General features: G+C 37.5%; 24 protein-coding genes. 13 read left to right on the top strand and 11 right to left on the bottom strand.

Features of this window, described 5'->3' with window-relative positions:
• The first annotated feature begins 92 nt into the window (after nucleotides 1-92).
• On the top strand, nucleotides 93-380 hold the full coding sequence (locus EOK74_RS00920; RefSeq protein ID WP_133468024.1) for a helix-turn-helix domain-containing protein: 288 nt from the start codon (nucleotides 93-95) through the stop codon (nucleotides 378-380).
• Nucleotides 370-1,656, top strand: a complete 1,287-nt coding sequence (locus tag EOK74_RS00915) for a type II toxin-antitoxin system HipA family toxin (RefSeq protein ID WP_133468023.1) — start codon at nucleotides 370-372, stop codon at nucleotides 1,654-1,656. Before EOK74_RS00920 ends, EOK74_RS00915 begins: the two co-directional genes overlap by 11 nt.
• A 12-nt stretch (nucleotides 1,657-1,668) precedes the next feature.
• Here EOK74_RS00915 and EOK74_RS00910 read toward each other — a convergent pair whose 3' ends face one another.
• From EOK74_RS00910 to EOK74_RS00895, 4 genes are all read right to left on the bottom strand, one after another.
• Complete coding sequence (locus EOK74_RS00910) at nucleotides 1,669-2,130, bottom strand: hypothetical protein (protein WP_133468022.1); 462 nt, start codon at nucleotides 2,128-2,130, stop codon at nucleotides 1,669-1,671.
• 287 nt (nucleotides 2,131-2,417) lie between these two features.
• Complete coding sequence (locus EOK74_RS00905; RefSeq protein ID WP_133468021.1) at nucleotides 2,418-5,291, bottom strand: DUF3859 domain-containing protein; 2,874 nt, start codon at nucleotides 5,289-5,291, stop codon at nucleotides 2,418-2,420.
• A 2-nt stretch (nucleotides 5,292-5,293) separates the two neighbouring features.
• Nucleotides 5,294-5,845: a hypothetical protein gene (locus EOK74_RS00900; protein ID WP_133468020.1), complete on the bottom strand. Its 552-nt coding sequence runs from the start codon at nucleotides 5,843-5,845 to the stop codon at nucleotides 5,294-5,296.
• Between the two features lie 282 nt (nucleotides 5,846-6,127).
• Nucleotides 6,128-6,457 (bottom strand): CobW C-terminal domain-containing protein, encoded by a 330-nt coding sequence (locus EOK74_RS00895; RefSeq protein ID WP_420818916.1) that lies wholly within the window; start codon nucleotides 6,455-6,457, stop codon nucleotides 6,128-6,130.
• A 26-nt stretch (nucleotides 6,458-6,483) separates the two neighbouring features.
• On the opposite strand from EOK74_RS00895, the gene EOK74_RS00890 reads away from it, so the two are divergent.
• The 7 genes from EOK74_RS00890 (at nucleotide 6,484) to EOK74_RS00860 (ending at nucleotide 13,316) form a co-directional block, all read left to right on the top strand.
• Complete coding sequence (locus EOK74_RS00890; protein WP_133468018.1) at nucleotides 6,484-6,804, top strand: hypothetical protein; 321 nt, start codon at nucleotides 6,484-6,486, stop codon at nucleotides 6,802-6,804.
• 61 nt (nucleotides 6,805-6,865) lie between these two features.
• Nucleotides 6,866-7,204: a hypothetical protein gene (locus tag EOK74_RS00885; protein WP_133468017.1), complete on the top strand. Its 339-nt coding sequence runs from the start codon at nucleotides 6,866-6,868 to the stop codon at nucleotides 7,202-7,204.
• A gap of 102 nt (nucleotides 7,205-7,306) precedes the next feature.
• The gene (locus tag EOK74_RS00880) at nucleotides 7,307-8,155 is read left to right on the top strand and encodes a YqjF family protein (protein WP_205964442.1); all 849 of its coding nucleotides are present in this window, start codon (nucleotides 7,307-7,309) and stop codon (nucleotides 8,153-8,155) included.
• Between the two features lie 34 nt (nucleotides 8,156-8,189).
• On the top strand, nucleotides 8,190-8,846 hold the full coding sequence (locus tag EOK74_RS00875) for an HAD family hydrolase (protein ID WP_133468015.1): 657 nt from the start codon (nucleotides 8,190-8,192) through the stop codon (nucleotides 8,844-8,846).
• Between the two features lie 227 nt (nucleotides 8,847-9,073).
• Nucleotides 9,074-11,023, top strand: a complete 1,950-nt coding sequence (locus EOK74_RS00870) for a putative bifunctional diguanylate cyclase/phosphodiesterase (protein WP_166638690.1) — start codon at nucleotides 9,074-9,076, stop codon at nucleotides 11,021-11,023.
• 308 nt (nucleotides 11,024-11,331) lie between these two features.
• The gene (locus EOK74_RS00865) at nucleotides 11,332-12,798 is read left to right on the top strand and encodes a methyl-accepting chemotaxis protein (protein WP_133468013.1); all 1,467 of its coding nucleotides are present in this window, start codon (nucleotides 11,332-11,334) and stop codon (nucleotides 12,796-12,798) included.
• Between the two features lie 38 nt (nucleotides 12,799-12,836).
• The gene (locus EOK74_RS00860; protein WP_133468012.1) at nucleotides 12,837-13,316 is read left to right on the top strand and encodes a DUF6436 domain-containing protein; all 480 of its coding nucleotides are present in this window, start codon (nucleotides 12,837-12,839) and stop codon (nucleotides 13,314-13,316) included.
• Between the two features lie 278 nt (nucleotides 13,317-13,594).
• On the opposite strand, the gene EOK74_RS00855 is transcribed toward EOK74_RS00860, so the two are convergent.
• Nucleotides 13,595-14,932, bottom strand: coding sequence for an alkaline phosphatase D family protein (locus EOK74_RS00855; protein ID WP_166638689.1), 1,338 nt, complete (start codon nucleotides 14,930-14,932; stop codon nucleotides 13,595-13,597).
• 421 nt (nucleotides 14,933-15,353) lie between these two features.
• On the bottom strand, nucleotides 15,354-15,785 hold the full coding sequence (locus EOK74_RS00850; RefSeq protein WP_133468010.1) for a MarR family winged helix-turn-helix transcriptional regulator: 432 nt from the start codon (nucleotides 15,783-15,785) through the stop codon (nucleotides 15,354-15,356).
• 85 nt (nucleotides 15,786-15,870) lie between these two features.
• Here EOK74_RS00850 and EOK74_RS00845 point away from each other — a divergent pair, with 85 nt between their 5' ends.
• Both EOK74_RS00845 and EOK74_RS00840 read left to right on the top strand, forming a co-directional pair.
• A complete protein-coding gene (locus EOK74_RS00845; RefSeq protein ID WP_133468009.1) occupies nucleotides 15,871-16,284 on the top strand; it encodes an MAPEG family protein in 414 nt (137 codons plus the stop codon).
• 94 nt (nucleotides 16,285-16,378) lie between these two features.
• Entirely contained in the window at nucleotides 16,379-17,530 is a 1,152-nt protein-coding gene (locus EOK74_RS00840; protein ID WP_133468008.1) for an iron-containing alcohol dehydrogenase, read from the top strand.
• A gap of 74 nt (nucleotides 17,531-17,604) precedes the next feature.
• Here EOK74_RS00840 and EOK74_RS00835 read toward each other — a convergent pair whose 3' ends face one another.
• The 5 genes from EOK74_RS00835 to EOK74_RS20775 form a co-directional block, all read right to left on the bottom strand.
• On the bottom strand, nucleotides 17,605-19,776 hold the full coding sequence (locus tag EOK74_RS00835; protein ID WP_133468007.1) for a peptidase domain-containing ABC transporter: 2,172 nt from the start codon (nucleotides 19,774-19,776) through the stop codon (nucleotides 17,605-17,607).
• 1 nt (nucleotide 19,777) lies between these two features.
• Entirely contained in the window at nucleotides 19,778-21,037 is a 1,260-nt protein-coding gene (locus EOK74_RS00830; protein ID WP_133468006.1) for an HlyD family secretion protein, read from the bottom strand.
• A gap of 40 nt (nucleotides 21,038-21,077) precedes the next feature.
• Nucleotides 21,078-21,632, bottom strand: coding sequence for a glycine-rich domain-containing protein (locus EOK74_RS00825; RefSeq protein ID WP_133468005.1), 555 nt, complete (start codon nucleotides 21,630-21,632; stop codon nucleotides 21,078-21,080).
• A 60-nt stretch (nucleotides 21,633-21,692) separates the two neighbouring features.
• A complete protein-coding gene (locus EOK74_RS20780; RefSeq protein WP_166638688.1) occupies nucleotides 21,693-21,830 on the bottom strand; it encodes a hypothetical protein in 138 nt (45 codons plus the stop codon).
• Between the two features lie 906 nt (nucleotides 21,831-22,736).
• Complete coding sequence (locus EOK74_RS20775; protein ID WP_166638687.1) at nucleotides 22,737-22,907, bottom strand: hypothetical protein; 171 nt, start codon at nucleotides 22,905-22,907, stop codon at nucleotides 22,737-22,739.
• A 375-nt stretch (nucleotides 22,908-23,282) separates the two neighbouring features.
• Here EOK74_RS20775 and EOK74_RS00820 point away from each other — a divergent pair, with 375 nt between their 5' ends.
• Nucleotides 23,283-25,004, top strand: a complete 1,722-nt coding sequence (locus EOK74_RS00820) for a tetratricopeptide repeat protein (RefSeq protein ID WP_133468004.1) — start codon at nucleotides 23,283-23,285, stop codon at nucleotides 25,002-25,004.
• A 169-nt stretch (nucleotides 25,005-25,173) separates the two neighbouring features.
• Complete coding sequence (locus EOK74_RS00815) at nucleotides 25,174-26,049, top strand: EamA family transporter (protein ID WP_133468003.1); 876 nt, start codon at nucleotides 25,174-25,176, stop codon at nucleotides 26,047-26,049.
• Nucleotides 26,050-26,054 lie beyond the last annotated feature (5 nt).

Raw genomic sequence — 26,054 nt, 5'->3', positions numbered from 1 at the left:
AATCATGCACAGTTAAGTTATGGATATTATAGTATCCAATATTATGTTATTTGTGCTAAATTAGATATTATTGTATCTATTTTTGGTTTTCTATGTATAAGCTTTTGACTGAGTCTGATGTGCAGCTTGCCTATTCAAGTCACCTTCGTAAGTTGAGAGAGCAGGCTAAGTTGTCTCGCGATGCTCTTGCGCTGCGTAGCACTGTTCCTGCCGCAACCATTAAGAAGTTTGAGTTAACTGGGCAGATATCTTTTCGCCAGTTGTTATTGCTTTGGCAGTCGTTAGACGACTTAACGCGTCTTTATCAGCTTACTTTGGAGGTAAGGGAGTCGTCACAGGCACCTAAATCTATTGAAGAGGTGCTAAAACATGGCATTTAAGGTGATACAAAAACTTGATGTAAGTCGCCAATTGTCTGATGGAAGCAAGGTTGGTGTGGGTGTATTGGCTCAAAATAGCGAGGGAGTATTTTTTCAATATGACGCTAGTTACCTAGCTAGGTTTGGCAATCTTTCTCCTTTTTCTTTGCAAGAAAACCTCAGTGTTCAAGCCGCACCAAAAAGCCCTCATCTTGGCCTTCATGGTGTGTTTGCAGATGCGCTTCCTGACGGATGGGGTTTATTACTTCAAGACAGAATTTTTAGACAACAGGGGATCTTACCCGCTAATTTAACGGCCATGGATAGGCTTGCCTTTGTGGGTGATAGGGCTTTGGGGGCATTGTCGTTCTCACCTACATCAGAGTTTGCAACTATTGATGATAAGCACGTTGGCTTACATGAGTTAGGTATCAATGCCCAACAAATATTTGATGGGCAGACTGAACATGTGTTGTCAGCACTGGTTACTGCAGGTAGTTCTGGTGGGGCTAGGCCAAAAGCACAGATATATGTAGCGGGTGATACCTTTAATGAGTGTCGCACGGCTTATCAAAAAGGAGATGATGCATGGATTATAAAGTTCACTTCTAGCAACTTATCACTGGGCCATGAAGAGGGGTTATGTGAAGCGGCGTATCTAATATTAGCAGAGCGATTAAAGCTTAACCCACCAGATTGGACATTACTGAATGCGCCGGAGCATTCAGGTGCTAATAAATGGCTGGCCCTAAAACGATTTGATGTAACAAGGTTACCTGATGGAACGTCTGGAAGGTTGCATATGCATAGTGCTTGCGGATTACTTGATGCTGATTTTCGTTCGCCAAGCTTAGATTATGATGATCTTATTAGAGCCTCAAGAGTACTATGTAAATCACCTGCTGTTGGGCAATTACAGTTTAAAAGGGCTATGTTTAACTTGGTTTTTTTAAACCAAGATGACCACAGTAAAAACTGGGCCTTTTTACAAGATGATGTTGGCAAGTGGCAACCCGCCCCTTTTTACGATGTTACTTTTAGCCCGCACCCATTTGGAGAGCAGGCAACTTCATTTGCAGGGTTTGGTAAAAATCCTCCTTTGAAAGCCCTTCAAAAGCTTGCTCAATCCGCAGGCTTTGCAAAGTGGCAAAATGCGCTCCCCATTGTTGAAGAAACCCTTGATGCCGTGGGTGACTTCGCGCAGCTGGCTACTTCAATTGGCGTTTCACCAGCAACAATAACTATGATTGCTAAACAGCTAGAAGAGTCTAGGCAAAGAGTATTGGCTATGCTCTAGCTCTTTCATGGTTCATTTAGTTAACCACTTTGATAGTTTTTGATACACGAAGTTATCTGATAAACCAGCGATAAAACACCAAAGGATCAGCTTATAGAAATCTGAATTTGATTTGAGTGTAACATCGCCCCTTAAGGAAGATTTAATGTTTTCAAATGGCTTGTCTCCGCCAATGACCTCTGGAAAAATAGCGCCTTCAATCGCTGACGTAGAAAACATTATTGTTGCGACAACCGCCATAATTGCGCCAATAAGAATCAGATACAATTGTTCATAAATACTTTGTGATGCTTTATTATTTTTTTGCTGGAAAGAAGCATAATCTCTGACAGTGGCTCCTAGCATTCCCATAGGAATAACAAGCAATAATACTGACTGCCCTTCTGTATTATTTGCGATGAAATAGACTATTAACACGAATAAAAATATTAGGGCGGTAACTATTCCATGGCGCTTTTCTACAATATTTGTCATTTTTAATTCCCATTTATTTAATGAACATACAAATTGCATTCTGAAAATATCAAAATTCACTATTGGATTGTTAATTTACTAAGCTTTGGTTAAGAGTTGGTTATTGTTGGTATCTAAATGCCTGTGAAATTTTTCTCTTACCCTTTACAGGGTATAGATCAGTATCATTCCAGCATCAATGGCAACGCTCTAGTTTTTAGTCTCTATTAGTCTAGATTGCTTGGGGGGATTGGTGTTATAGGGAAGTCAAAAAATTAGTGCTTTGTACACACGGTATTGAATAATACCTATTCTTCTTCAGGTAAATCGACAACTTCAAAGGTTTTAGTAAATAGAGGCGTACCATCTATACCTTCTACTTCTAAGGTCCAACTTCCTTCGATTAATTCATACTCCTGATTTAATCGAAATCGCAGAGTGATATCGTTTTTAAGGTTAACTATGCTTACATGCTCTTCTGTATGTTGTTTAAGTTCATCTGGTGCTATCCAGCGGAATTTAATCATTGTTTTTGGATTTTTAGCATCATGATCTTCAGCAGCATCAAGTTCAATAACAGCTCCAAATAAAGTGTTTTTTTCTAGCGGAACTATAGTGGTGGTTTTCTTATGAACGGTTTGAGAGTATACCTCTCGATAATACTCTTCCTTATAAACACCGTATTCGGCATCGTCAAACTCAACTTTTTGAACATCGAGTTCATGTTCTTTCATTACATATTTGTTGAATTGATTTAACTCTTGTTTAGTAAATTTGTTATCCCACAAAACCGTTTTAACCACTTTGTCTCGTTCTTTACCAATAGACTTGGTAAGCCATAATTTTTTATTTCCTACTGTGTCTATAAAAAATAAGTTATTGAGACAGATATCCATATCTTTTTCGACGCCTTCTCCTAAACAATGGGCTTGCCCAATGTACAAGTTGGCAACTTTACTCTCAAGCTCTTTACTTTTTTGGTAGCTTTGAAATGAGTACAAATAGTCTTTGGTAATATTTTTGTCATCGCGATATAAATTACCTAATCTAATACCGGCATTTGCGTAACCGGCCGCCAAAGATCTTTTATAGAATTCGATTGCTTGACTGATATCTTTATCTACTATTTTGCCTCTATGGTAGTAACTGCCAACATTGAATAAAGCTCGTCCATTACCTAGCTCGGCTGCTTTTTGATAATATTTTAGGGCTTTTTCTTGATCGTCTTTAGCAAAGGTTTTACTGTTGTATCCATCCGCTATGGCCATTAAATCATCTTGCCTTGCTATTTTTGCTTGCTCTCCACTAGGGTAGGATAAATCTAATTTACGACGAATATAATCATCTATAAACGCAAATTGATGTTGGTCTCCAAACCAACGGCTATGACCGTGACCAGAGTTTTGGTAAAACAAATATTCAACGTCTTTATTTAACTGTTTAAGGCGATATTTCATTCGATTTGCTTGTTCGAAATCGGCTACTTCATCCAGCATGCCCGCCATTAGTAAAATGGGTGATTGCAGTTTTTCAACGAAATAGAATGGTGATATCTTTTCTAATGAAGAGTCGAATTCTCCTACTATTTCAGCAATTTTTTTTCTGTTTTCATTAAGCGTTTTATAATTTGTAGCATTAAATAAATGGGGTAAATCGTAAATGCCAAATAATGAAACAACACATTGATAATCTTGGGGGTGAAACATTGCTAACATTACCGCTGAATATCCCCCATAGCTGGCCCCTATTGAGCACATTTTATCAAATTTGTGATGCTGCTTTACTTGATTAACCACAGCGGTGATGTCTTTTTCAATTAATTGGCCAAATTGTTCTTTGCCATGCTCTAAAAACTCTTTTCCAAAACCTGAAGAGCCACGAAAGTTGACATTAAGTATTGAATATCCACGACTTGCTAGATACTGAATTTCAGGATTAAAAGTCGCTAAATCTCTTATGCCCACTGGGCCACCATGTGGATACACAAGAAGAACACCGTTACTATTGTCTTCAGGAATAGTTAATATAGCTTCCAAGGAAGTACCATCATCTACTGCTACTTCAAATGTTTTAGACTTAGTTAAGCTATATTCTTCCATGTTTTTGAAGCGAGACTTTAAGTACATCGCTTCTTTTTGTTGCTGATCAAAATAGTAATAATCACCAGGGTTGTCTGATGAAAAAGTAGCGATGATTTTAAAATTATTATCAAAACTGGCGTCAATAGTTGTGACTTGTTGATCTTCAAAAGTATGCTTTAGGGACTTATCTAGAGAGATATCACTTTGATTGAAATAATGATTTGTTGGTATACCGTGATCGATGAATTGAACACTCTTCACACCTTGACCAATTGGGTTTAGGGTCGCGTTGGTTAAGTCATACATTGGATGTTGATATAGAATCTTCCCCATGGTTTGAGTTTCAATATCAAACTCTAATAGAGAAACTAAATTGAGGTCTTTGTTGGTCAAAACTGCAAGCTTGTTTTCACTTAAAAAACCGATAGGCGTAAATTTTATTTCTCGGTTTAGTTCTAGATATTTTTTCCAATTGGTAGCGTTGTTTTTCAAATACCAAAACTGCAATTTCTCATCTTTGAGGGTAGCCGACAATATGGCATCACTTTGTGGGTCATAATGATAAAAAAGCCCTTTGTTGAGCTCTTTACTAAAACGTTGCTGTTTACTTATTTTATTTGTTTCAACATCTTCGATGGTTGATTTATATATTCTATGAAAATTTGTTCTCGAATGTTCTATGTAGGCATACAAAATCATTTCTTCATTTGGCAATGCTGCGACTAAATAGCCTTTGCTTTTTATTTTTTTCCAGCTCCCTTTGGGGTGTTTTCCTGAGAAGTCGATATGCACAAAACCATTTCTATCGCCTAGTTCAACGTAAATGATTGAGTTATTGATCCACACATAACGATTTATTTTGAGGTTAATGTCGTGCTCAAGTTCAAGTAATGGGTATTGTTCTTTCTTTATTGGATCAACAAGTTCCAAAGTATTAAATTCTTCGCCATAATCATAAGTCGCAATAAATTTACCATTTGGACTTAACTTCATTGAATAATGGTCAGACCCAGTAAAAAGGTGTTTCGCAGGGATTGGAGAGACTGACATTGCTTTGAAAGGTATTAATATGAAAAATAATAAAATTAATAAAGACTTCATTGTTAATTTCCTTCGAGATTACCACTGACACCAATCACATCAAAAAACCTGTCTTGTCCTGGCCCCTGATATTGAACAGAATAATTGGTTAACATTTCGGGAAATTCCTCTTCAAGATACTCTAACGCTATTGAAGATTTATTTATCAATTTGATTTGTGAATAGTTACTGAAAAGCCTAGTTTGAAAATCTAAATGGCCTACGTAGCTTATGGTGTTTTTTTGAACACTGAAATCCCATATATCATCCTCAAAATCGTCGATATGTATGTAACGATTTAGTTTTATTTCATCAATTGTGTAATCACCAGCTGGTAAATTCACTAAAATATAGCTGCTACCAAGGCGTAAATCCTCCGCAGTCAACTTAATGTATTTTTCTCCATTAATTAAAATTTCATTTAAATTAATATTACTTTTTATAGCAATTAATAAATACCCTTCTTCTTGTTTGAGTTGAACTGTACCATCGTTTTTAATTGTAGTTACCTTTGTCGCGCAACTAGAAATACAAAGGCATAAACAAATGCTTGCGAAAAGTGTTAAGGATTTCATTGAGTTAAAAATGCGTTTAGAGAGAATAGTGATGAACTTATCTTAAAAGTAAGTAGTAAAGCCATACTACACAGTCATAAAAAAATGTAAATATCACGCCATAAAATTAGAAAGGATAGGTAATGAGGGGGCAGAATATTTTCTTTTTAATTATAAAAATGCCCTTACCCATTTATGAACTTAGTCATTGACTTTGATATTATCGAGTATACAAATTCACAATCAAATCTTTGGCTTGTCGAATACTCATTGTGCGCAGCAAATGTATATTTATGCCCCTTTCTAATGAAGTTCCCATACTGGAAATTGGTCGGGTAATTTCTTACATTCTTTGCCGCCAAGTAATACTTCTTCTTCACTTAGTAGGCAGTGGTTTAGGCGCTGGGTGATATCGTTTTTGTCTAGGCCTTGACCGATAAATACTAGCTCTTGGCGCATATCTCTATAGAGTTCAACCCATTGTTTTTCAATTGATTTTAGGTAGTGTGGGTCTTCAGGCCGTTGTTGTTTGGGAACGGCTTTCCAAAATAGACCGGCTGCGCCGTATCGCGCCATGCCTCCGGCTTGGCTCCGGCTTCCTGCAAGTTGAGGGCGTGTCTCTAACCAGCAAATCCTTTTGAGCGAATGAGTATACCTAAATGTTTTGGATGTTTTTTATAGTAGGTTGTCTGTTAGTACGTTTTGGTATTAAAAGTGCCCTTCGATACAATCAGGTTAGAAAAGAGAATAAAAGTTTGGGTAGTAACCTAAGGGGTATGAACTACCCTGACAGTATTTTAAATGTAGATAACTTGATTTTTCGTGGTTTACGCAAGTTTTTGTGGCAGGCTTCAACTGATGGGACTTGGCAGCATGGCTTATTTTCTGTTGTAGTTTTCTACCTCGGTTTGGGGTTAATAATTTTAGGTGTTGTTCTTTACCCAGAATTAGCTTCAGTATTTGGTAGGGGTGCAAGCTAATTAATATGGCATATTACAGTTGGTTTTTGCTCCTGAGCCCATTGTAGGAAGTAAGCTAGCTATGAGTAAACTATTGATTATATTTGTACCAATCGTTTTTCTGCTTACATATTGTCAGAAAAATATTGGTGGTATTACAGCTTCACATATTGATGAGTCATTAACTAAGGCTTTAAAAGTAGGCGACTCACAACAGCAAGTTGAGCATGCTTTATCGGAACTCAGCTTATTGTTTGAATATGATAAATTTTCGAATAGGTACCAAGCCATAGTCGCCAATGATGGGGATAATTGTATGAATTATGTTTTATATGACTGCTCAGTTGGAATCTTTATTCATACAGACGATGAACTGAGGTATAAGTATCATGAAGTCGATGTGTTCTATTCAGGATTGTAGGTCGCATCCTAACGGCGCGGTAAATAAAATTCGCTTTTTCTTTGTGAAAAAAGTACTCGGTTCTTCTCGTTGTTGTAAGTGTTATATTTCAAGTAAGGTTTTGTGTTGGAATCACTAGAGTTAAACAATTTCCTACATCCTAGACCATCCCCTAAAGGGATTGATGTTTTATGTAAGTTGCAGCACTTTGCCATAATAACTTACGCAGTTGACCCCACAAGATTCGTTGGGCTTTTCCCTAATCGATTTAAATTGGATACCGTAGAAATAGATGGGCAAGAAAAAGCTCTGGTTTCAGTGGTACCTTTTATCGATGTAGATTTTACTTCTGCTGTTTATCCATTTCCAAAATTCACTATGGGCCAAACCAACTATCGAATTTATATTATCGATCAAGAAAAAAATGAACGTTGTGTTTGGTTCCTCGGTACAACCTTGGATTCATGGACATTGGCAGTACCAAGGCTTCTCTGGAATTTACCTTGGTATAGTGGTGACGTTAAATTCGATTGTGACTTTGATGAATCACAACAAATATATCTTAAGTATAAGATGACTACTGATGCCGCTTGGGCTCCTGTGAGTGTTGAGTTAACCCAAACTAAAGATTCTATAATTGAGCTACCTGGTTTTCCTGATACTGAAACTGGGCTTGTATATTTAACTCATCCGCTAGCAGGTTTTTATCATCGCCGCGATGGTCAGTTAGGTACTTATCGCGTGTGGCATAAGCAACTAGAAGTTTCTTCTGCAAACCTCAAATCGGCTAACTTTGGTTTATTATCACGATTAGGGTTAGTAACTCTAGAAGAACAACAAGTCGCTCATAGTATACTTATTGAACCTATTAATGAATTTACTATTTATTTACCACCAAAAGTGGTGAAGAAGAAATATAACAAACTACTCAGAGATTATTTTAACTGGACATCCATCTTAAGGTACGGCTGAGACATTCTTCTATTTTTTTTCTAAACGAGCCTATATGTTAGACCCCAAGTACGACGCCATATTATTTGATAAAGATGGCACTATATTCGATAGTGAGCGCATGGCCTATAATGCTTGGATGGATACAGCCAAAACATTTGGTGTGGCTTTTAGCCTTGATATTTATAAAACATTTATTGGCGTGCCGACGCCAGAGTGCTTTAAAAGAGCGCAGCGTCTGTTTGGTGAAGCGTTTCCAATGGATAGCTTTATAGCTGAGTACCGCCATTGCATGAGTGTTAGTAAACAGCAAGGCGTGCCCATTAAAAAAGGGTTTACAGATTTGTTTGAGACCTTAAAAGCTACAAACGTTCCTGTCGGCGTGGTGACATCGTCATCATATGCTGCGGCGATGGATAGCTTTCAACACACTGAATTGTTGCCTGCCTTAGATGTATTAGTGACTCTTGATGATGTGGTTAACCCCAAACCCGCTCCCGATTGTTACTTATTAGCTTGTCAAAAGTTGTCGGTATTGCCAGGGCGTGTGTTGGTGTTTGAAGATTCGAGTGTCGGCATAAAAGCTTCACTAGCGGCAGGTTGTCAAACCGTGGCTATTCCAGATTTAGCAGACATCGAGCCAGAGTTATTGACTTGCTGCCATTATACTCTTGGCAGTTTTGATGAAGCTCATTTCGTTTTTAAGTCATGACTCTGAAATACCTAAAGTTTATTAAAATGCTTTATTTGATTCTTTAGTCGTCACAAAATCATTGGCCGTTTAGTATTTAAAAATATAACGTGTTACCTTCAACAAGCTTTATATCCAACAACTAGGGTTGTAGAATATTTAATCTATATATTTAACTTATTTGCGTCGCTAAACAGTAAAAGAAAGGATTCGTTATTACTACCCATTCTTCTGTTCTACCCAAACATTTGCAAAGAGATGCCCTAAATTTACTTCATGGTAATAATGCGGGTAGTCTACTTGTTACCTTTTGTATTTGTATTGCCCTCGTATTTGGTTTTGACAATAACCCTGAAGTTTCGTTGAAGGTTTATTGGTTGGCATTGGTGTGTGTGTTATTTCTGTATCGCTATTGGGATATGTATCATTGGAGGAAATACCTCAAGGGTAAAGAGTATGATGCCTCTAAACCTATGTTGCGCTTTACTATTGCTCGATATCTAACGGCCTTTGCATTTAGTGCTTACTCGATTGTTTTCTTTGAGTCTATGGACATAATTGAGTTGGCTTGTACCATAGTGATTTTATCGGCTATGGCTGGTGGTGCTTCCACGGTTTTGGCCGCGCATAAGGGGCTAGCTCTCAGTTACGCGTTTATTTTACTCACACCATTATCTGTTCTGTGTTTATTTGCGAATGAAGAATATCAAAATATTTTCGGGATATTAGGGCTAATTTTTGTTGTTGTGATGTTTTCTTCCGCTAAATATTCTAACCAATTCACGATAGAGTCGATTTTAACTAAACATCAAAATTCCGACTTACTTCAACAAATGGAATTAAAGAATAAAGAGATTTTGGAGGTCAATGCTAGCCTTGAGAGTAAAGTTCAAAAAAGAACGGAGCAAATTTTCGAGTTATCGAATATTGACCCTCTGACTAAGCTTTTTAATCGTAATGCTTTTTCCGAAAACCTAAAATTGTTACTAGATTCCTGTGAGTTGCATGACTCGAGTCTAGCTGTGTTATTTATTGATTTAGATGGTTTTAAAGCAATAAATGATTCCCATGGTCACGCTATCGGTGACAAAGTGTTAATTGAAACATCAACACGTTTAAGTGCTCAGGCGGATATGAAGCAATGCTTATGTCGTTGGGGCGGTGATGAGTTTTTGATCGCACTACAAGATTGTGATGTTGAGAGGGCTTTGGAGTTTGCAAATAATTTAATTTTTAATTTATCGCTGCCTATAACGATAGAACATCATGAATTGCATGTTGGAGCCACTATAGGCATTGCTATGTATCCAGAGCATGGTACTGACGAGGCTAAATTGATTACCCTTGCCGATACCGCTATGTATGTGCAAAAGCAGCTGGCTAAATCTGATGTTTGTGTTTTTACTGAGCAGATGGGGGAGACCTTACAAAGAGAAATAAAGCTAAAAGAGGGGTTGAGTCAGGCTATTAAAAATGATGAGTTATTTGTTGTATTTCAACCTGTTATTGATAGTAAGTCTGGTCAAGTCGGGTTTTGTGAGGCATTGCTACGATGGAAGTTAAACGGTGAGCTTGTTTCGCCTATGGAGTTTATTCCGGTGGCTGAACAACATGGTCTGATTCACTCTATTGGGGCGTGGGTGCTTCATGAGTCATGTAAACTAGCCTCAAAATGGACGTTTGATGAAACGGTTGATTTATCGATTAATGTGTCGGTTGCGCAATTAATGCATGGTGATTTAGTTTCAATAGTAAAGAGCGCTTTGGCAGGCTCCCAGTTACCAGCAGAGAACTTACATATTGAAATTACAGAATCTATTTTTGCTCAAGATATCAGTTATGTACTCGAACAAATGAAAGCTCTACAAAGGATAGGTATTAAAGTCTCTGTAGATGATTTTGGAACTGGTTTTTCTTCTTTAGCCTTATTGCAATCTCTATCCGCTGATGTCGTTAAGATCGATCAAAGTTTTATTAAATCAATTGATGAAGGTGGTAAAGCAATTATTCAAGCCACTCAATATATGGCTAATGAGTTAGGCTACAGCGTGGTAGCTGAAGGGGTAGAAACTAAACAGCAAGCGGATACTTTGTCAGAGATGGGGGTTGAATGCCTGCAAGGGTTTTACTTTAGCAAACCAATGAAAACAGGTGAATTAGAGTTGTGGCATGAGGCTTTTAAAGCGCAACGTAATTAGAGCTAACTTTATCTATCGCAGCTTTTTATGTCTTTTATTGAAGTGTTCGGTTTAACTAAAGATGAGCATTTTTGTGGTGAGTCGAGACAATAATCATATGTAAATCGAGGTAGTAACTTAAAGGGCACTTGAGTGTTCTTATTAGGCCGTACGCTAGAAACCTTTATAATAGCTTTACAAACTGAAGACTAAGTGTGATTTATATATATGTTAAATAGAGATTAAAAGTATAAATATTACTTAACAAAACCAATGAAATGTCGATATATTGTGATTAGAGCAATGATCTAACGTAGGAAAAATTTAAGATGACTAAGGTAAATAGGCTATTTTTATATGTTCTGATTGCACTTTTAGGCTTAAGTGTTGTGTTTGGTTTGGTTTTTGGCACTTTAATATCTGGTTTGGTTATAGGTTTACCTGCTTTGTTAGTTCCGTTGTTTTTCTACCGTACAGCACCTGACTCTTTGATATCAAAACATATCACTGCTGCTGCGGTAATGGTTTTTGCAGCTCTGCATATTCATCAAGCCAATGGTTTGATTGAAGTACATTTTGAAATATTTATTTTGATCGCACTGCTGATTGTATTTAAAGATTGGAAAGTGTTTTTGACTGCTATTGTGGTGATTGCGGTGCATCATTTATCGTTTTATTTCCTTCAAGTAGGTGGTGTGGGTGTTTATATCTTTGACGCAGACAGGTTAGCCTTTACTACAGTGTTAATACACGCAGCCTATGCAGTTGCAGAAGCAGCTGTCGGTAGCTATTTAGCTCGACTGATGCTTGCAGAGAGCAAGACTGGTAATGAGTTAGCAAGAGTTGTGCAAGCCTTAGCTTGTGAGAAAGGCTTGATTGATCTTAAACCAAGAACGAATGCTGACAATAATCCAACGCTTACAGCGTTTAATGAGCTATTAGATTCGTTGAGTCATTTAACCGAGGGAATTAAGGCTCAAGTTAACGATTTAAATAATAATGCCAAAAATTTAGGCGCTGCGAAAAACGAGTTAGAAGAGTCGTCTGGTCAACGACATATCGAAACCGATACTATAGCGTCTTCAACTGAAGAATTATCAATGACAGTTGCCTCTATTGCTAAAGAAACCTCTGAGCTAACCACCCAAATGAATCAAGCCACTGAGTTTACTCAAGCTACTGATAGAGATGTGGCTGAGATTAATTCTCAGAATAAGTCGCTTGCTAATGCTTTACAGAACACTAGCAATGAGGTTGGAGAATTAGCAAATTCTACTGAGACTATTTCAACCGTGTTAACTGAAATTACTGGTATAGCAGATCAAACTAATTTGTTAGCGCTAAACGCAGCCATTGAAGCTGCCCGAGCGGGTGAGCAAGGTCGCGGTTTTGCGGTTGTTGCTGATGAAGTTAGAGCTTTGGCTAATCGTACTAAGCAAAGTACTGATAAGATTAATGAAACTATTTTGTTATTACAGAATTATTCAAAGTCGTCTACTGAATCAATGGAAGCTAGTATGCATATAGTGCATTCGGTTAGTGAGTCAGCAGATAAAGCTAAGCAACAAATTACAGATGCGCTAGGTATTGTAGAAAGGGCTAATGATATATCCATGACAGTAGCAGCTGCGATAGAAGAGCAATCAGTGACTACAGATAGCATAGCAAAAAGCACTGAAACCTTAAGAGCCACGGCACAAGTTGATAATGATAATGTTAAGACTCTTGATATTGAAACCAATGGGATAAACGATACTGCCAATAAATTAGCTGAGAGTGTCTCTAGCTTTAAATGATAGGTATTTGGTCAAAAAAAGGGGTCCAGTTTAGTATATTGATAGCTTGGGTTGCCTTTACCATTTTGGCCTTTCGTTATTTTACATATGAACGATTAATTGATTTTGATGTTAATGGTCAATTACTCGAGGCGAATGTAGATACATTTAGGAAGCAACTAAGCCAAGAATTTTTTGCAGGTTTAGCACTCCCAGCCAACTCTATTATTAATTTTACTGAACCTGACTGCAGTTGTAATAAGGTCACTCAAATCCACATTAATGGTTTAGCAACAACAGCCAACAAGCAGAATATGTCGGTGCTAAATATGCAGCCCAAAAACTCTCAATTAGTGACATCCACACCTTCTGTGGTCATTACCGATAGCAATAGTGATGTGGTGTATTTTGGGCCTTATGGAGCAGGGCTTGGTTGTTCTAATACTGATGGGCTAGCTCAAACTGTATTGGATAATTATATCAAAGGCTTTGCGGCCAACATGATAGTGGCAGATGTAAAGGGCTGTTATTGCCACTAATCTCTTATCTTCACCTTTAATTTTAATCATTATCTCTAGTAACCTGTCGTATGTTTCAAGGCTTGCTCGATATCTTAATGGCGTTTACGAGTTGGGAAACTCATCGAATAACGGCAAGTCAGGGCTCTAGGATAGAATAAATATTCAAGTATCACTCTCTTGTCGGATCTAGCATAAAAATTCTGACAAGTTGAGACTGATAACAAAGGGTGAGGTTGTACTTTTTTTACATCACTTAGCTGAAGAGTATTACCTTGAGCACTTGCGTGTAGACCTATTTACTGATCAATTATAGTATAAGCTACGCGGATTTCACCGTTTTGCCCTTTAGCTGAAAGAGTTAGGCGGTGTGGGTTTGTGGCTATTTCGACTACACCCATTCCATGCTTTAAGATACCATCTTCAATTCCCTTAACTAAACCTTCACTCCATTCTCCAGCTCGCGTCGTTGTTAGACCGTTGGGATTATTTGGATCCATATTCATATTTGTATGGGGCACCGTTAGTTCAGGAATACCCGAATTAGTGCCATTGTCTATACCGCCGCCTGAGTGAATATCGCCGGTTAATATCACAACATTGCTGATGTTATTGTCATTGATGAAATCAATAATTTCTTGTCTTTCTGTGTTAAATGCGCCCCACCCGTCTGATGGCTTACAGCTGGGATTAAAGGGAGAGCCTGAGGTTAATATTTTCCATCTGGCAGAGGAGTTGAGTAGGCCTTCAAATAACCAGTGTTTTTGGCCATTTTCGATATTACCTCCATCCAACATAGATTTGTTTTCATCGTCTATATCTTCATTAGGATCTCGGTTTGAGCGAGTATCCAACATAAACACTTCAACATTGGCATATTGAAAGCTTTGCCATATGCCTTGTTGAGGGTTGGCAATATTGGCCGCAGGGAAGTATTCTCGGTACGCCCTTAAGGCATCATTTTTACCTGAGAAGGTTATATCTCCATTTTCCATTCCATAATCATGGTCATCCCACATATGGAATACTGGGAAATTTGGAGCAATGAAGTCACTGAAATAAAGTCCTGCAGTGGTTAAACGGCCCCTTACTTCACGGTGCATAGTTCGCATCTCATCTAGTGTTTCAGGGTCGCGGTGATCCCAGTCGCCTAATTGCAAAACAAAGGCTGGTTGTTCCGCTTCTACCCTGCCGTAGATTGCCGCAGGGCGATCTGGTGAATTTCCTGTATCCACTAAGGCTGCAAATTTGAAGGGTTTATCAATACCAGGAGCAGGGAAAGTTTTAAATTGAAATTCAGAAATGGTGCGTTGTGGTCTGCCATTAACCATAACCTGATAGTAATACTTGGTGTCTTCTTGAAGCTCTCGAATAGAGATAATTCGGGTAAAGTCGTCACGGGCTTGAGTAACAAAATCCTCGGAAAATAGTGGATTAGTAAAAAGAGGGTCGGTGTCGTATCTAACCATTACATTCGCGACTTCATCGGTACGCATGAAAACACGTGCTGAATTATCTGTGACTCCCCCAATCAGTGGCCCGTCTGTTACTGTGGCGGCCGATAATTGCAATGAGTTAATCATAAATAATAGAGAAAGGGTTATATTTTGAATAGACTGCTTTTTCGTTAATAACATTAATACCATCCTTTGGTTTTGCTATATAAAAAGTATCGGTAGTGATAAACATCAGCAACATACAGACCTATTAAATCGAGCAAAATTTAGACCATTTAGGCGATAGGCTATATTCTTGATATTTTTTAAGGGGTTATATTAAAGTGGTGTTTTTTAGAGGTCTTTTAAGTGAAGAATATTGTGCATGTGTGGTGCATTTATGAACAAAGAAGCCACTTAAAACATCATAGGGCTTGTTCATCAGATATATAAAATGCGTGGTTCTAGGTTATATCTAGTTGGCTTCAATCTAGAAATGTACGGAATTATCGAGTATTGGTCTGGTTTATTTTTTTGGACTTTGACCATTTTGATGAAGCTGACGCTATTTGGGAGTGGTGTTTCTATTGAAAGTGAGATATTGGAGATAAACAAACCTCAGTTATGTTTTGGGCAAGTTAGCGATTACTTTATCGGTGAGTACTTTCAATAAAGCAAATTCTTCTTCAGATATATTTTTGACTTGGCAGGCCAATTGATCAGGGATAGAGCTTGCGTCTTGTTGCATTTGCCAACCATTTGCCGTTAGTTTAACGTGTTTTATACGTTTATCTTGCTCTGATGCCGCTACCTCTATCAAGGTTTTATCGCATAGTTTTTTTAAAATTAGAGACAAAGCTCCACCATCAATCTGAGTTTTTTGTTTGATGAATTTCACATCTACATTGTCTGTTTCCCATAATGCCATCAATACCACATATTGAGGGTAGGTGATCCCCAACTTATCTAGAAGCGGTCGATATGCTCGGGTGATGGCATTCGAGGCAACATAATAACGATGACATATTTGATTTGATAACTTTAGTTGGTCCATATTAGTTTGTATGCAAATTAATTGACATGTCTTTATATTCCCACTAATATATTTTGCATGCAAACTATATTAACAGAGTTTTTCAATGGCTGAGCAATACCACAACGTACTATTTGTACTTCTATCTTTATTGGCGATGATGGTTTTACAGCAAATAGTGGCAACAGTCGCCCACAGAAAACAAAAAGATATGGTTCCTGGGGTGGTAGACTCTCAACTCGATCATTATTCGTTCGTGTTTAGAAGTCATCGTACATTTATGAACTCCCTAGAAAATGTGCCTATTTTTGTATTGACTGCGTTGGTTGGCTTACTAGTCGGGATTGAATCACAGTATTTATTTATTGTATCTAGCGTGTTTCTTGTAGCGCGTTTTATCCATATGGTGTTGTTTTATTTGATTGCTACTAATACCAATCCTAGCCCCAGAAGTTACTTCTATATGATTGGGTTGTTGAGCCAGATTTATCTTATAGGTTTAGTCGGCTGGTCTTTTTAGTCTTTAAAGTTAAGTAATTTGGCGCAATAAAGACCTTAGTTAAATTTTTATCAATAAACGACCTAAGTCGTAATGTCGTTTAAAGGAGTGACAGATGAATAAATTTACATATCAAAATACTACCGAAATCCATTTTGGCGAAGGGCAAATTAGCGCCATAGCCACTAGCATTCCAAAAGAAGCCAAAATTTTAGTTACTTATGGTGGCGGCTCAATCAAAGGTAACGGCGTATATGACCAAGTTGTAGCAGCATTAGCTGAGCATAACTGGGATGAGTTCTCAGGTATTGAGCCTAACCCTCAATACGATACTTTGATGAAGGCTGTTGAGCGTGTTCGCGCTGAGGGTTTTGATTACCTGTTAGCTGTAGGTGGCGGCTCAGTAGTAGATGGTACTAAATTCATTGCCGCTGCTGTGAATTTTAAAGGACCAGAAGCTTGGGATATATTAGCTAAACAAGGCAAGATTGAATCAGCATTGCCACTTGGTTGTATCTTAACTTTGCCAGCAACGGGTTCAGAAACTAACACAGGCGCGGTTGTGACCCGTGGTAAAGAAAAACTACCCTTTATGAATCCGTTAGTACGCCCACAATTTGCAGTGCTTGATCCGCAAACCACATTAAGTTTATCAGAACGTCAAACTTCAAACGGTGTAGTTGATGCCTTTGTCCACGTAATGGAGCAGTACTTGACATACCCGGTAAATGGCAAAATTCAAGACCGCTTTGCAGAAGGTATTTTGCTGACTCTTCTTGAAGAAGGCCCCAAGTTGATGGTCAACTTACAAGACCTTGAAGCCCGTACCAATGTGATGTGGGCAGCCACTCAAGCCTTAAGTGGTTTGATTGGGGTCGGTGTTCCGCAAGATTGGGGTACACATATGATTGGGCATGAGCTTACCGGTAACTTTGGTGTAGACCATGGCCGCAGCTTAACCATAATACTACCGGCAATTATGGAAGTTTGCCGAGTAACCAAAAAAGCTAAATTGCTACAATATGCAGAGCGCGTTTGGAACATCACTGAAGGGTCTGAAGATGAACGTATTGATGCTGTCATCGCAAAAACTAAACAATTTTTTGCTCATATGAAAACCCCTATATCTTTATCAGAAGTAGATTTAACTGAATCAGATATTGATACGGTTATGGCTAGTTTAGAAGCTCACGGTATGACCAAGCTTGGCGAGCACGGCACGGTTGAATTAGCTGATTCCCGCAAGGTTTTAGAAATAGCGTTGTAACGCATAAGCGGCTTAAACTCACACTTGATGATATAGAGATATCATCAAGTGTGAGTTTATTTTAGTAGCCTTGACTAGTTAGCTTGTTGTACTTTCAATAATGATAAAGCCTCGGGGCGTTTGTTTTTGGTAAACTCTTCTTTTGATAGTTCTACGCATTGGCCATTTCCTAACTTAATAATACGGTCTGCTGACATAATACTTTGAGGTCTATGGGCAATGATAATGCGCGTAATATTCATGTCTTTGATAGCGTCATTGACATGCTTTTCAAGACGTAAATCTAGGCTAGAGGTTGCCTCATCTAAAAATAGAACTTTTGGTTTACGATATAAAGCTCGAGCAAGTAATAGTCTTTGAATTTGGCCCCCAGATAAAGAGCTGCCCATATCTCCAATAAGTGATTGGTAGCCCATAGGTAGTTTTAAAATATCTTGATGGATCCCAGAAGTTCGAGCGCACTCTTCAACCCATTGACTGTCGGCCTCAGGAGAGAAAAAGGTGATGTTTTCGAAAATTGTTCCCGATAATAGGCGGTCATTTTGCATGACACTAGCGACATTTGCGCGATAATTCAGTAACCCTACTTTGCGAATATCTCGCCCATCTAATAATATTTGACCTTGATTTGGCTGAAGTAAGCCTAGCATTACTTTTATCAAGCTGCTTTTACCGCATCCAGAGGGGCCAACAATAGCCACTGACTCACCAGGTTTTATGGAAAAATCTATATCTTTTAGTATTGAATCCTCTTCTTCTGAGTAGCTAAAATTGACTCCTTTTACTGTTATCCCGCCTTCAACTTTTAGCTGTTCGTCAAGTATTCCAAGGTGTTGTTCTTGGTCTTCCATCACAATATCTGCTAATCGCTCCAAGTGGAGAGCACTCATTTTGAACTCTATATACTTATCGATTAAATTGTTAACTTTGCTTTCAAATTGCATTTTGTATGCGACGAAAGCCAATAACATTCCAATAGATAGAATATTTTCCATTACCATCTCTGCTCCTAGGTAAATAACAAAAATATTCTCTATTCCAAAAATAAGCATGCTACTCCATGTAAATACCACCTTAAGTCGTTCAACTTTGATAGAAGTATTGGCAGTGTCTACATTGAAGTTGTTAAATAAATTGAGTCTATCGGCTTCTTTTGAGAATAATTTTATACTTTGCATGCCTCTTACCGACTCCATGAAATTAGAGTCTTTAGATGCTCCAGCTACTATGTTTTCCCTACTAACATCTCTGAATTTACTATACATAGTTACCCTTACCAAGAGATATAAAAGAGATGCGAGAGAGACAACAATGAGCAATTCAATACTATATATGTACATCATTACTAGTAGCCCTATGACTACAATTCCATCTACTAGACTTTCAATTAGTGTAGATGTTAGGAGGTTTTTCAATGCTTCTAGAGAGCGAAACCTTGAAACAACATCACCTATGTGACGTTTCTCAAAATAGTCAATGGGCAGCTTAAAAAGATGGGATACTAGGTTGGCATTCATTTGTAATGACAGTTGATTCCCTAACAACATTATAATTAAAGAACGCATTGCTGTGCTAGCGGCCTGCAATAAAAGTATGATCATAAAGCCCATTGCTAAGATATTTAGCAAGGAGTAATCATTTGATAACAGCACATCATCTACCACTATTTGCATATAAAGTGGTGTCGCTAAAATAAAAACCTGCAATAGCATTGAAAATGTAAAAATAGTAAATAGTGATTTTTTAAGGCCGCTAATGTCTGACCAAAAACTAGAAAATTTAGCTTTTTCGGGCTCTGATTTTTTTTCAAAACTATTGCTTGGTGATAATTCTAAAGCTACTCCTGTGAAACTCTCGGATATCTGAGTATATGACAACTTTCTTTCACCTAGTGCTGGGTCATGAATAGTTATACTATTTTTATTGACTTTTTTTAGCACAACAAAATGATTCATATTCCAATGCAGGATACATGGTGTAGCCAAGTTTTTTATCATTTCAACGTCGCATTTAATAGCACGGTAGCTTAAGCCTAATTTTGAGGCTAGTTCAGTTAAGCCTTTTAGTGTCGAGCCTTTTAGCGATACTTGATGTTGACGTCTTAGCATATTCAAGTTGGTTTTGTGCCCATAATAGCTAGCAACCATCGCCATGCAAGCTAGCCCACATTCAGCTGATTCAGTTTGTTGAATAATTGGTAATCGCTTATTACCATAGAAGTTCAGTTGTTCCACAAGTGACGTCATTTTACTTGTCCTTTAGGCTATAAATTGGTTCTAAAATCCACTCAAAAAGGGTTCTATGTTCTAATGCAATACTGGCATCTAGTTCCATGCCTACTTGTATGGAACGTTGCCCTCCCATTGCATGGACATACTGTGACGATAGATCAACAATTACTTTGTATACTGCCCCCGATAAACTAACGCTAGTGGCGATTTCTTCTGGTAATGAAATAACCTTAGAGACACTTTTAACTCGCCCATCTTGTAAGCCAAACTGTTGATATGGGAAGGCGCTATAACGCATTGATACACTTTGCCCTTCTTGAATAAAGCCAATAGATTTAGCTGGTACATATAGCTCTGCTTGTAACAGCGAATCTGTGGGAATAATTGTTAGTAAAGATGTGCCTCTTTGTACATAGCTGCCAGTATGGGACAGCTTAGTTCCGATTATTCCATCGACGGGTGAGAAAATTCGATAATCAATATTAGAAGAAAGCTCTGATATTCTCTGTTTGTTCTCTAATAGGTTGCGATCTAGTCTATTTATTTTTTCGTTAAATTCTTGAGGCTTTAGGCTGTAAGTAAATTCCTGCTCTTTAATTGAGGCGTCTACCTTACTGAAACGAGTCTCAAGTTCGCCTTGGTTGGTTAGTAGAGATAAGTGCTCTTCCATGACTTTATCAAATTGAACTTGATTGATATGTTTTTTGGTAAATAGAGACTTATTACGTTCCAGGTTTGCCTGAGATATCGATACCCTAGAATCATAAATATCCATTTGTTCTGACAGTTGCTGTAATTCCAACCTCTTAGCTGAAATATTTTGTTGTAAAGATTGCTGCTCTATTTCAAATGCCTTTCTAGCTACTGATATATCTCGCTCCATTGAGCCTTGAAGTGCAATCTGCTGTTCTAAAATACTTTGGTCAAGATTGGATTTGGCGGAGCTATGCCTGGCTGTAGAAATAATATATAGCAATTCACCTTTTTGGACTGTTTGCCCCTCAGATTTAAGTTGCTCAACAATCTCACCTTCAGCTCTTGCGGTAATTTTTACAATGCCTTTATCGACAGTAATCATACCGAACACTTCCGCGTAACGAGTATAGGTGCCAGTTATGATTAGACTCACAGCTAACGCTACTAAAACAAACATTATTAACGCGAAAAATACATATTCCCTAGGTTGCTTGAGCAAAACAGAACCAAAGTTCTCCTTATGTTTTTTGTTTAGCACTTCCTCTCGAAATAATGTTTGGTTGTCTTTTGGTTTCGTCATATTGGCATTCTCTTGTACTGTTACTTTTCAAAAGTGGCGATTAAGCAGCATCTTTTTGTTGCATCATTTTTTCTCTATCAATGAGCTTCTTTTGTTCATTTTCATAAGCTAATTTTGCTAAAGATAGTGGAGAATATTGCTTAGGATATTGTTTGTACCAAAGTAAGAATTCGTCCTTACCTAGGTGGTCATAAACAAATTCATATTGCCAACGCTTTTGCTCTATTAGCTTTTCTTGAATAGCATCTGGTGACAGGGAACGAAAGGTTTCCATTGCTTCTTTTTGCATGGCCGAAGAAGTCGGAGCGTGGTGCATGTAGTGGCCAAAGAAGCGTTTACAAAACTCACTATAGCCTTTAGTGAACAACACAAAGTTATGCCACATTTCATCGATTATTACTAAAGGTGAGTCAATTACTAAGTTTTGCTCTGCGTTCACTTTTCTGCGGTAGTAGCAAAGCCATATCCATTTTTTAGTGCTGTTAAAAATGATTGTTGCTTGGTCTTTTTCTATTCCATAAATTTTTATAAAGCGGTCAATTACATCATCATTTGTATAAGAAATGACATCTTCTAATGTTGTTTGCATAGTCATTATTTATCTCCTATTAAAAAATACGCCCAGCACTTAAGTAACTGGGCATGTAATTATTTATTAGTCGTTAAAGCAAATTGAGAAACAAATTTCGATACAGAAAGAAACACAGAAAGCGATTTCTTGTGCTGCACCAGATACGTTTTCTAATAAAGCATCTTCGATTAGATCAAATTTTTCGTTGTTTAAAGTGTTCATAATGTTACCTATATAAAGTTAGTTAAAATGTTGTGTTTAATTTTCCTGAAGTAGAAATTAGATTCGATGTTATGTTTCTTCTTTCTCAGCAGGTGGTTATATTTACGGTCAAATCTAATGATATTTGAAGGGAAAAGAAGGGATGTATAGTGGAATATGAAAGGTCGTATTTACAGGTATGAATTCGGTTTATCTAACTGTTATTTAATGTTTTTTTATCGATGTGTACCCGAGTTTTCCCTGTCTTTTTTATTAGGTTTTGTTGGTTTTATTTAAATAAAAGTAGGCATTTCAACTGCATTTTTTAATTTTACTTATTTTCTCGGGAGTCATTACTTAAAAAACTTCAGTAAATTTGGGTATATGTTTTAATTTTAAATTTATTGGGGGTGTTTCTGAGTTGTCTGAAAGGTGTGTTTTATTTTTTAAAGCAATGTTTTCAGTTTAATACGCACATTTTTTACATTTGCGAGAGTCGTACGTTTATAAAAATACTTGGTTGATGGTGTTTTCATAAAGGTTTTTACCAAAAGAAATATGTCTCTTAGACTAGTCTTGCCATTGGTTTACACAAGATGAGTATTTCCACTTAGGCCTGTTTCTTTTTGCGGAGCTCTCTCTGCGAGTTTGCCTGGTTAGATATAGGGTATACAAGTAATAGCTTTTTATTCTTGGCTATGAACTGGTGCCATAAGCAGTAATAGTGTGCCTAAAGACTATAGATTTAATTCAAGGACAAATAAGATTTCGAATTATTCAGAGCAAAGTAACTTGGGGACGTAAAATGGAGAGGTAGCTTAATGGGTAAGGTTAGGTTTAAGTCATCAATAATTAAATATATTTAGGCAGCTTAATAGGAAAGGCTGCCATAAATACTAGTTTAATTTGAACGGGGTGAAACTTAATTTAGTTAGGCGGCATATCGCAAAATTGCCAACACATGCAAATGCTTGTTGTCATGTCTGCTCCTGATACATTTTCTAGTAATGCGCTTTCAATTATTTCAAATTTATTATTCTTGTCATCACACTCAATTTGAGCATTTTCCAAGTGGTTTATTTTCTCTAGTTTATTCATTTTTGATTCCTTTAAATATTATAAATTGATTATTTCGATGTTTCAGACAGAAAATATCTAACATCTTCGGAACTAATGATTGTCTTTGAATATAAAAAAATAAAGGTTATTTAAGGGATAGTTGAAGGGTATAGCTGGCAGCATTTGGGTATGTTTGATATGTAAGCTTTTGTTTTATAGTAATTATTTTTTATTCTGCAAGTGCTTTATTCGAGATGGTTTAGGTTGTTAGGGTTGAAAAATTACTCCAAGTCACTTATGTTAAAAATCCAAATAGTTGGTAATGGCGATGACCAAAGCCCATATTGGCACTTTTAGCCTGATAACGTTATTAACAGTTTTTTACTTATAATTTGGGATATAGAAGGAAATAATATGCAGTACAGGCAGTTACAATTACTTACTATCATCCTGCTTTATTTGAGTTATCAAGTTGAGTTATATGCACAAACATGTGAAAAAACGTCAAATGATGAAGTTGGGTTCAGTCAAGCCATATTAAGTTGCAAGCAAGCAATATCAGAGTTAGATATGGGCTCTACAGCTTATGTCTCGGGTAGTCTTCAACTTTCAATTTTGTATCGAAAATCGGGTGATTTGGGATCTTCAAGAGAGATACTTACTGAATTACTCTCGGTGCTGCCAAGTTCTTTACAAAATGAAAGCATACTAATACATCGCCAGTTAGGGGCGACTTTATTTTATGAGCATCGTTACGAAGAAGCGTTTGATGCTTTTAATCAAGCCTTACAAATAGCTAAGCAAATACCCGATGACAACTTCATAGCGATTAGTTATAGCGATATCGCTAGTATTTATCAATTTTTTGGTGATTTCGAGACAAGCAGTAAATTGTTACTTAAAAGTTACGATATACACAAAGCTAACGATAATCTTGTTGGTAAAGCGATTGTACTTACTAACCTAGGTAATATATATCGAGATAAAAAAGCCTATGACGAGGCCATAGTTTCTTATCGGCAAGCCTTTGAATTGCATACTGAAGCCGGAGAGCATTTTAAAGCAGCTCATACCTTATCTAGTTTGGCTAGAACCTTTACCCTTGCAGGCAATAGTGAGCAAGCTAGTAAATTGTTGGAGCAAGCTGCTGATATCTTTAATTCGTTAAATGCCTACAAATTTAAAGGAGATACCTACTTATTGTTGGCCGAATTGCATGTTTCAAAACTAACCGCAATAAAGGCTCAAGAATGGCTAAATATGGCAAAGCAAACCTTTAATTTAGTTCAATCTGATCGCCCCGTCGCAAAACTATGGTTTATTCAGGGCTTAATATGGAAGGCTAAAGGATTAAATGACAAGGCCAGTGATGCATTAGAAAAATCTCTAGCTTCTATTGCAGATTCAGACAATACATTGTTCATTGGGGAGCTTTATAATGAAATTGCATCAATGAAGGAAGAGAGTAAGGAGTTTGAAGACGCCAGTCGATATTGGAAGTTGTATTCTGACATTTTGAATACTCAGCTTGTAAATAAAAATAACCTTAATACCAATCGGCTAAAAAGCCACTTTCTATTCACTACGCCAGAAAATAAAACTGGCCCTTCACAGTTATACCAAAGGATATATCTATTTTGTATTAGTGGGCTTTTTTTAATATGTCTCTTTCTAGTGTATATGTTAAAGCGCCGTAGCGTGATAAAACCCTCCTCGCCGATAGAGAAAATGAATCAGCACGAAAATTCTGGCTTGATAGAAGAGCATGAAGAAGTAGATAAATCTTCTGAAGGTGAAAATGCAGTTCAGGAAGAAGAACTTAGGTTAAAGTTAGTTGAGTTAATGTTGCTTGCTATACAAGTATGGGAGGACGAAACTAATACAAGTAAATTGGAGTTAGCTCAAAAGAGTAAGCTATGGAGTGTTGCTGTGGATGATGGTCGACTTCGGGCTAGAGCGTTGGAGCGTTACGTAAGTGTTAATGCCTTACCTAAAAATCCTCGGTGGCGCTCAGTTTTAAGAACGTGTAATTTTGTATTGAAAAATGTGTCGAGTTCGGGAGCTGATTCACTTGAGTTAGAAACTAAGATGAAAGATTTTCAGAGAGTTATGAAAACTAAAGCATTAAAAGGATAAAATACCCTCTAGCTTTGTTGATAAATTTTCATCATCAATTTTTACTTACTTTATATCTTGGCCAATCTGACTAGAAGATTGGACTATTAGGCATATGTATAGGTATTAATTTGATTACTCTTTTTTGATGGAAGTAAGTAAAATCATCTTTTATTTTTAGGGAGTTCAAGTGACCTGGATATTCTTTACTTTGGGTGCTGTTGTGATGCAGACGTTTCGTAATGCATTGCAAAGTCAACTTAGTGCTAGTGTCAGTACATCTGGTGTGACCTTAGCCCGTTTTTTATTTGCTCCCCCAATTGCACTGGTTTACTTGTTAATACTTTATTCTGTATCAGATCAAATCACCCCTACCTTTAATCAAGCATTTATCTTGATTGTATTGGCTGCGTCTTTGCTACAAATTGCAGCAACGTCTTTCATGGTCATTTTATTCAAACAAAAAAATTTTGCTGTTGGCGCTGGGTTGGCAAAAAGCGAAGCGTTAGTGGCGGGTGTGTTAGGCACGTTATTTTTTGGGAGCCAATTGAGCCTTTTTGGTTGGCTTGGGATTTTGGTGGGTGGCGCGGCAGTTTTTGTATTGTCTGGCGGGGGCAAAAAAGGTGGGCTTAGCCTTAAAACCATAGGTATTGGTTTGGCTTGTGGTACCTGTTTTGCGCTAACCTCTTTGTTTGTTAGAGAGGCTAGTCATATGTTAAATGTGCCTTTTCCTCATAGTGCTGCTTGGGTGTTGTTATGGGTGTTATGTATTCAAACTCTGCTAATGAGCAGTTATATCGCCATTAATGACAGATCTATTTTTATTGCGCTAAAAAACAATTCAGGCAAAACACTGGCTACCAGTGCGACGAGTTGTTTGGGGTCTATCTGTTGGTTTAGTGCTATGGCTCTTCATCATGTTGCCTATGTAAAAACCTTGGGCCAGATCGAAGTGTTGTTTACCATGCTGATTGCTATATTTTGGCTTAAAAATAAGGTCGCTAGGCATGAAGTTATCGGGCTGTTGCTTATTGCTGCGGCAGCAGTATTAGTGATGTGGGCCTGATATTG

Origin of the sequence: Paraglaciecola marina, assembly GCF_004360155.1 — a bacterium.
In the GTDB taxonomy this organism is placed as follows: domain Bacteria; phylum Pseudomonadota; class Gammaproteobacteria; order Enterobacterales; family Alteromonadaceae; genus Paraglaciecola; species Paraglaciecola marina.
This window is presented reverse-complemented; position numbering and strand designations above follow the sequence as displayed.

Excerpts from the sequence above, each read along its gene's own strand:
- EOK74_RS00920 (WP_133468024.1), top strand. The coding sequence starts at position 93 with ATGTATAAGCTTTTGACTGAGTCTGATGTGCAGCTTGCCTATTCAAGT.
- EOK74_RS00915 (WP_133468023.1), top strand. The coding sequence starts at position 370 with ATGGCATTTAAGGTGATACAAAAACTTGATGTAAGTCGCCAATTGTCT.
- EOK74_RS00910 (WP_133468022.1), bottom strand. The coding sequence starts at position 2,130 with ATGACAAATATTGTAGAAAAGCGCCATGGAATAGTTACCGCCCTAATA.
- EOK74_RS00905 (WP_133468021.1), bottom strand. The coding sequence starts at position 5,291 with ATGAAGTCTTTATTAATTTTATTATTTTTCATATTAATACCTTTCAAA.
- EOK74_RS00900 (WP_133468020.1), bottom strand. The coding sequence starts at position 5,845 with ATGAAATCCTTAACACTTTTCGCAAGCATTTGTTTATGCCTTTGTATT.
- EOK74_RS00890 (WP_133468018.1), top strand. The coding sequence starts at position 6,484 with ATGTTTTGGATGTTTTTTATAGTAGGTTGTCTGTTAGTACGTTTTGGT.
- EOK74_RS00885 (WP_133468017.1), top strand. The coding sequence starts at position 6,866 with ATGAGTAAACTATTGATTATATTTGTACCAATCGTTTTTCTGCTTACA.
- EOK74_RS00875 (WP_133468015.1), top strand. The coding sequence starts at position 8,190 with ATGTTAGACCCCAAGTACGACGCCATATTATTTGATAAAGATGGCACT.
- EOK74_RS00865 (WP_133468013.1), top strand. The coding sequence starts at position 11,332 with ATGACTAAGGTAAATAGGCTATTTTTATATGTTCTGATTGCACTTTTA.
- EOK74_RS00855 (WP_166638689.1), bottom strand. The coding sequence starts at position 14,932 with ATGTTATTAACGAAAAAGCAGTCTATTCAAAATATAACCCTTTCTCTA.
- EOK74_RS00850 (WP_133468010.1), bottom strand. The coding sequence starts at position 15,785 with ATGGACCAACTAAAGTTATCAAATCAAATATGTCATCGTTATTATGTT.
- EOK74_RS00845 (WP_133468009.1), top strand. The coding sequence starts at position 15,871 with ATGGCTGAGCAATACCACAACGTACTATTTGTACTTCTATCTTTATTG.
- EOK74_RS00840 (WP_133468008.1), top strand. The coding sequence starts at position 16,379 with ATGAATAAATTTACATATCAAAATACTACCGAAATCCATTTTGGCGAA.
- EOK74_RS00835 (WP_133468007.1), bottom strand. The coding sequence starts at position 19,776 with ATGACGTCACTTGTGGAACAACTGAACTTCTATGGTAATAAGCGATTA.
- EOK74_RS00830 (WP_133468006.1), bottom strand. The coding sequence starts at position 21,037 with ATGACGAAACCAAAAGACAACCAAACATTATTTCGAGAGGAAGTGCTA.
- EOK74_RS00825 (WP_133468005.1), bottom strand. The coding sequence starts at position 21,632 with ATGACTATGCAAACAACATTAGAAGATGTCATTTCTTATACAAATGAT.
- EOK74_RS20780 (WP_166638688.1), bottom strand. The coding sequence starts at position 21,830 with ATGAACACTTTAAACAACGAAAAATTTGATCTAATCGAAGATGCTTTA.
- EOK74_RS20775 (WP_166638687.1), bottom strand. The coding sequence starts at position 22,907 with ATGAATAAACTAGAGAAAATAAACCACTTGGAAAATGCTCAAATTGAG.
- EOK74_RS00820 (WP_133468004.1), top strand. The coding sequence starts at position 23,283 with ATGCAGTACAGGCAGTTACAATTACTTACTATCATCCTGCTTTATTTG.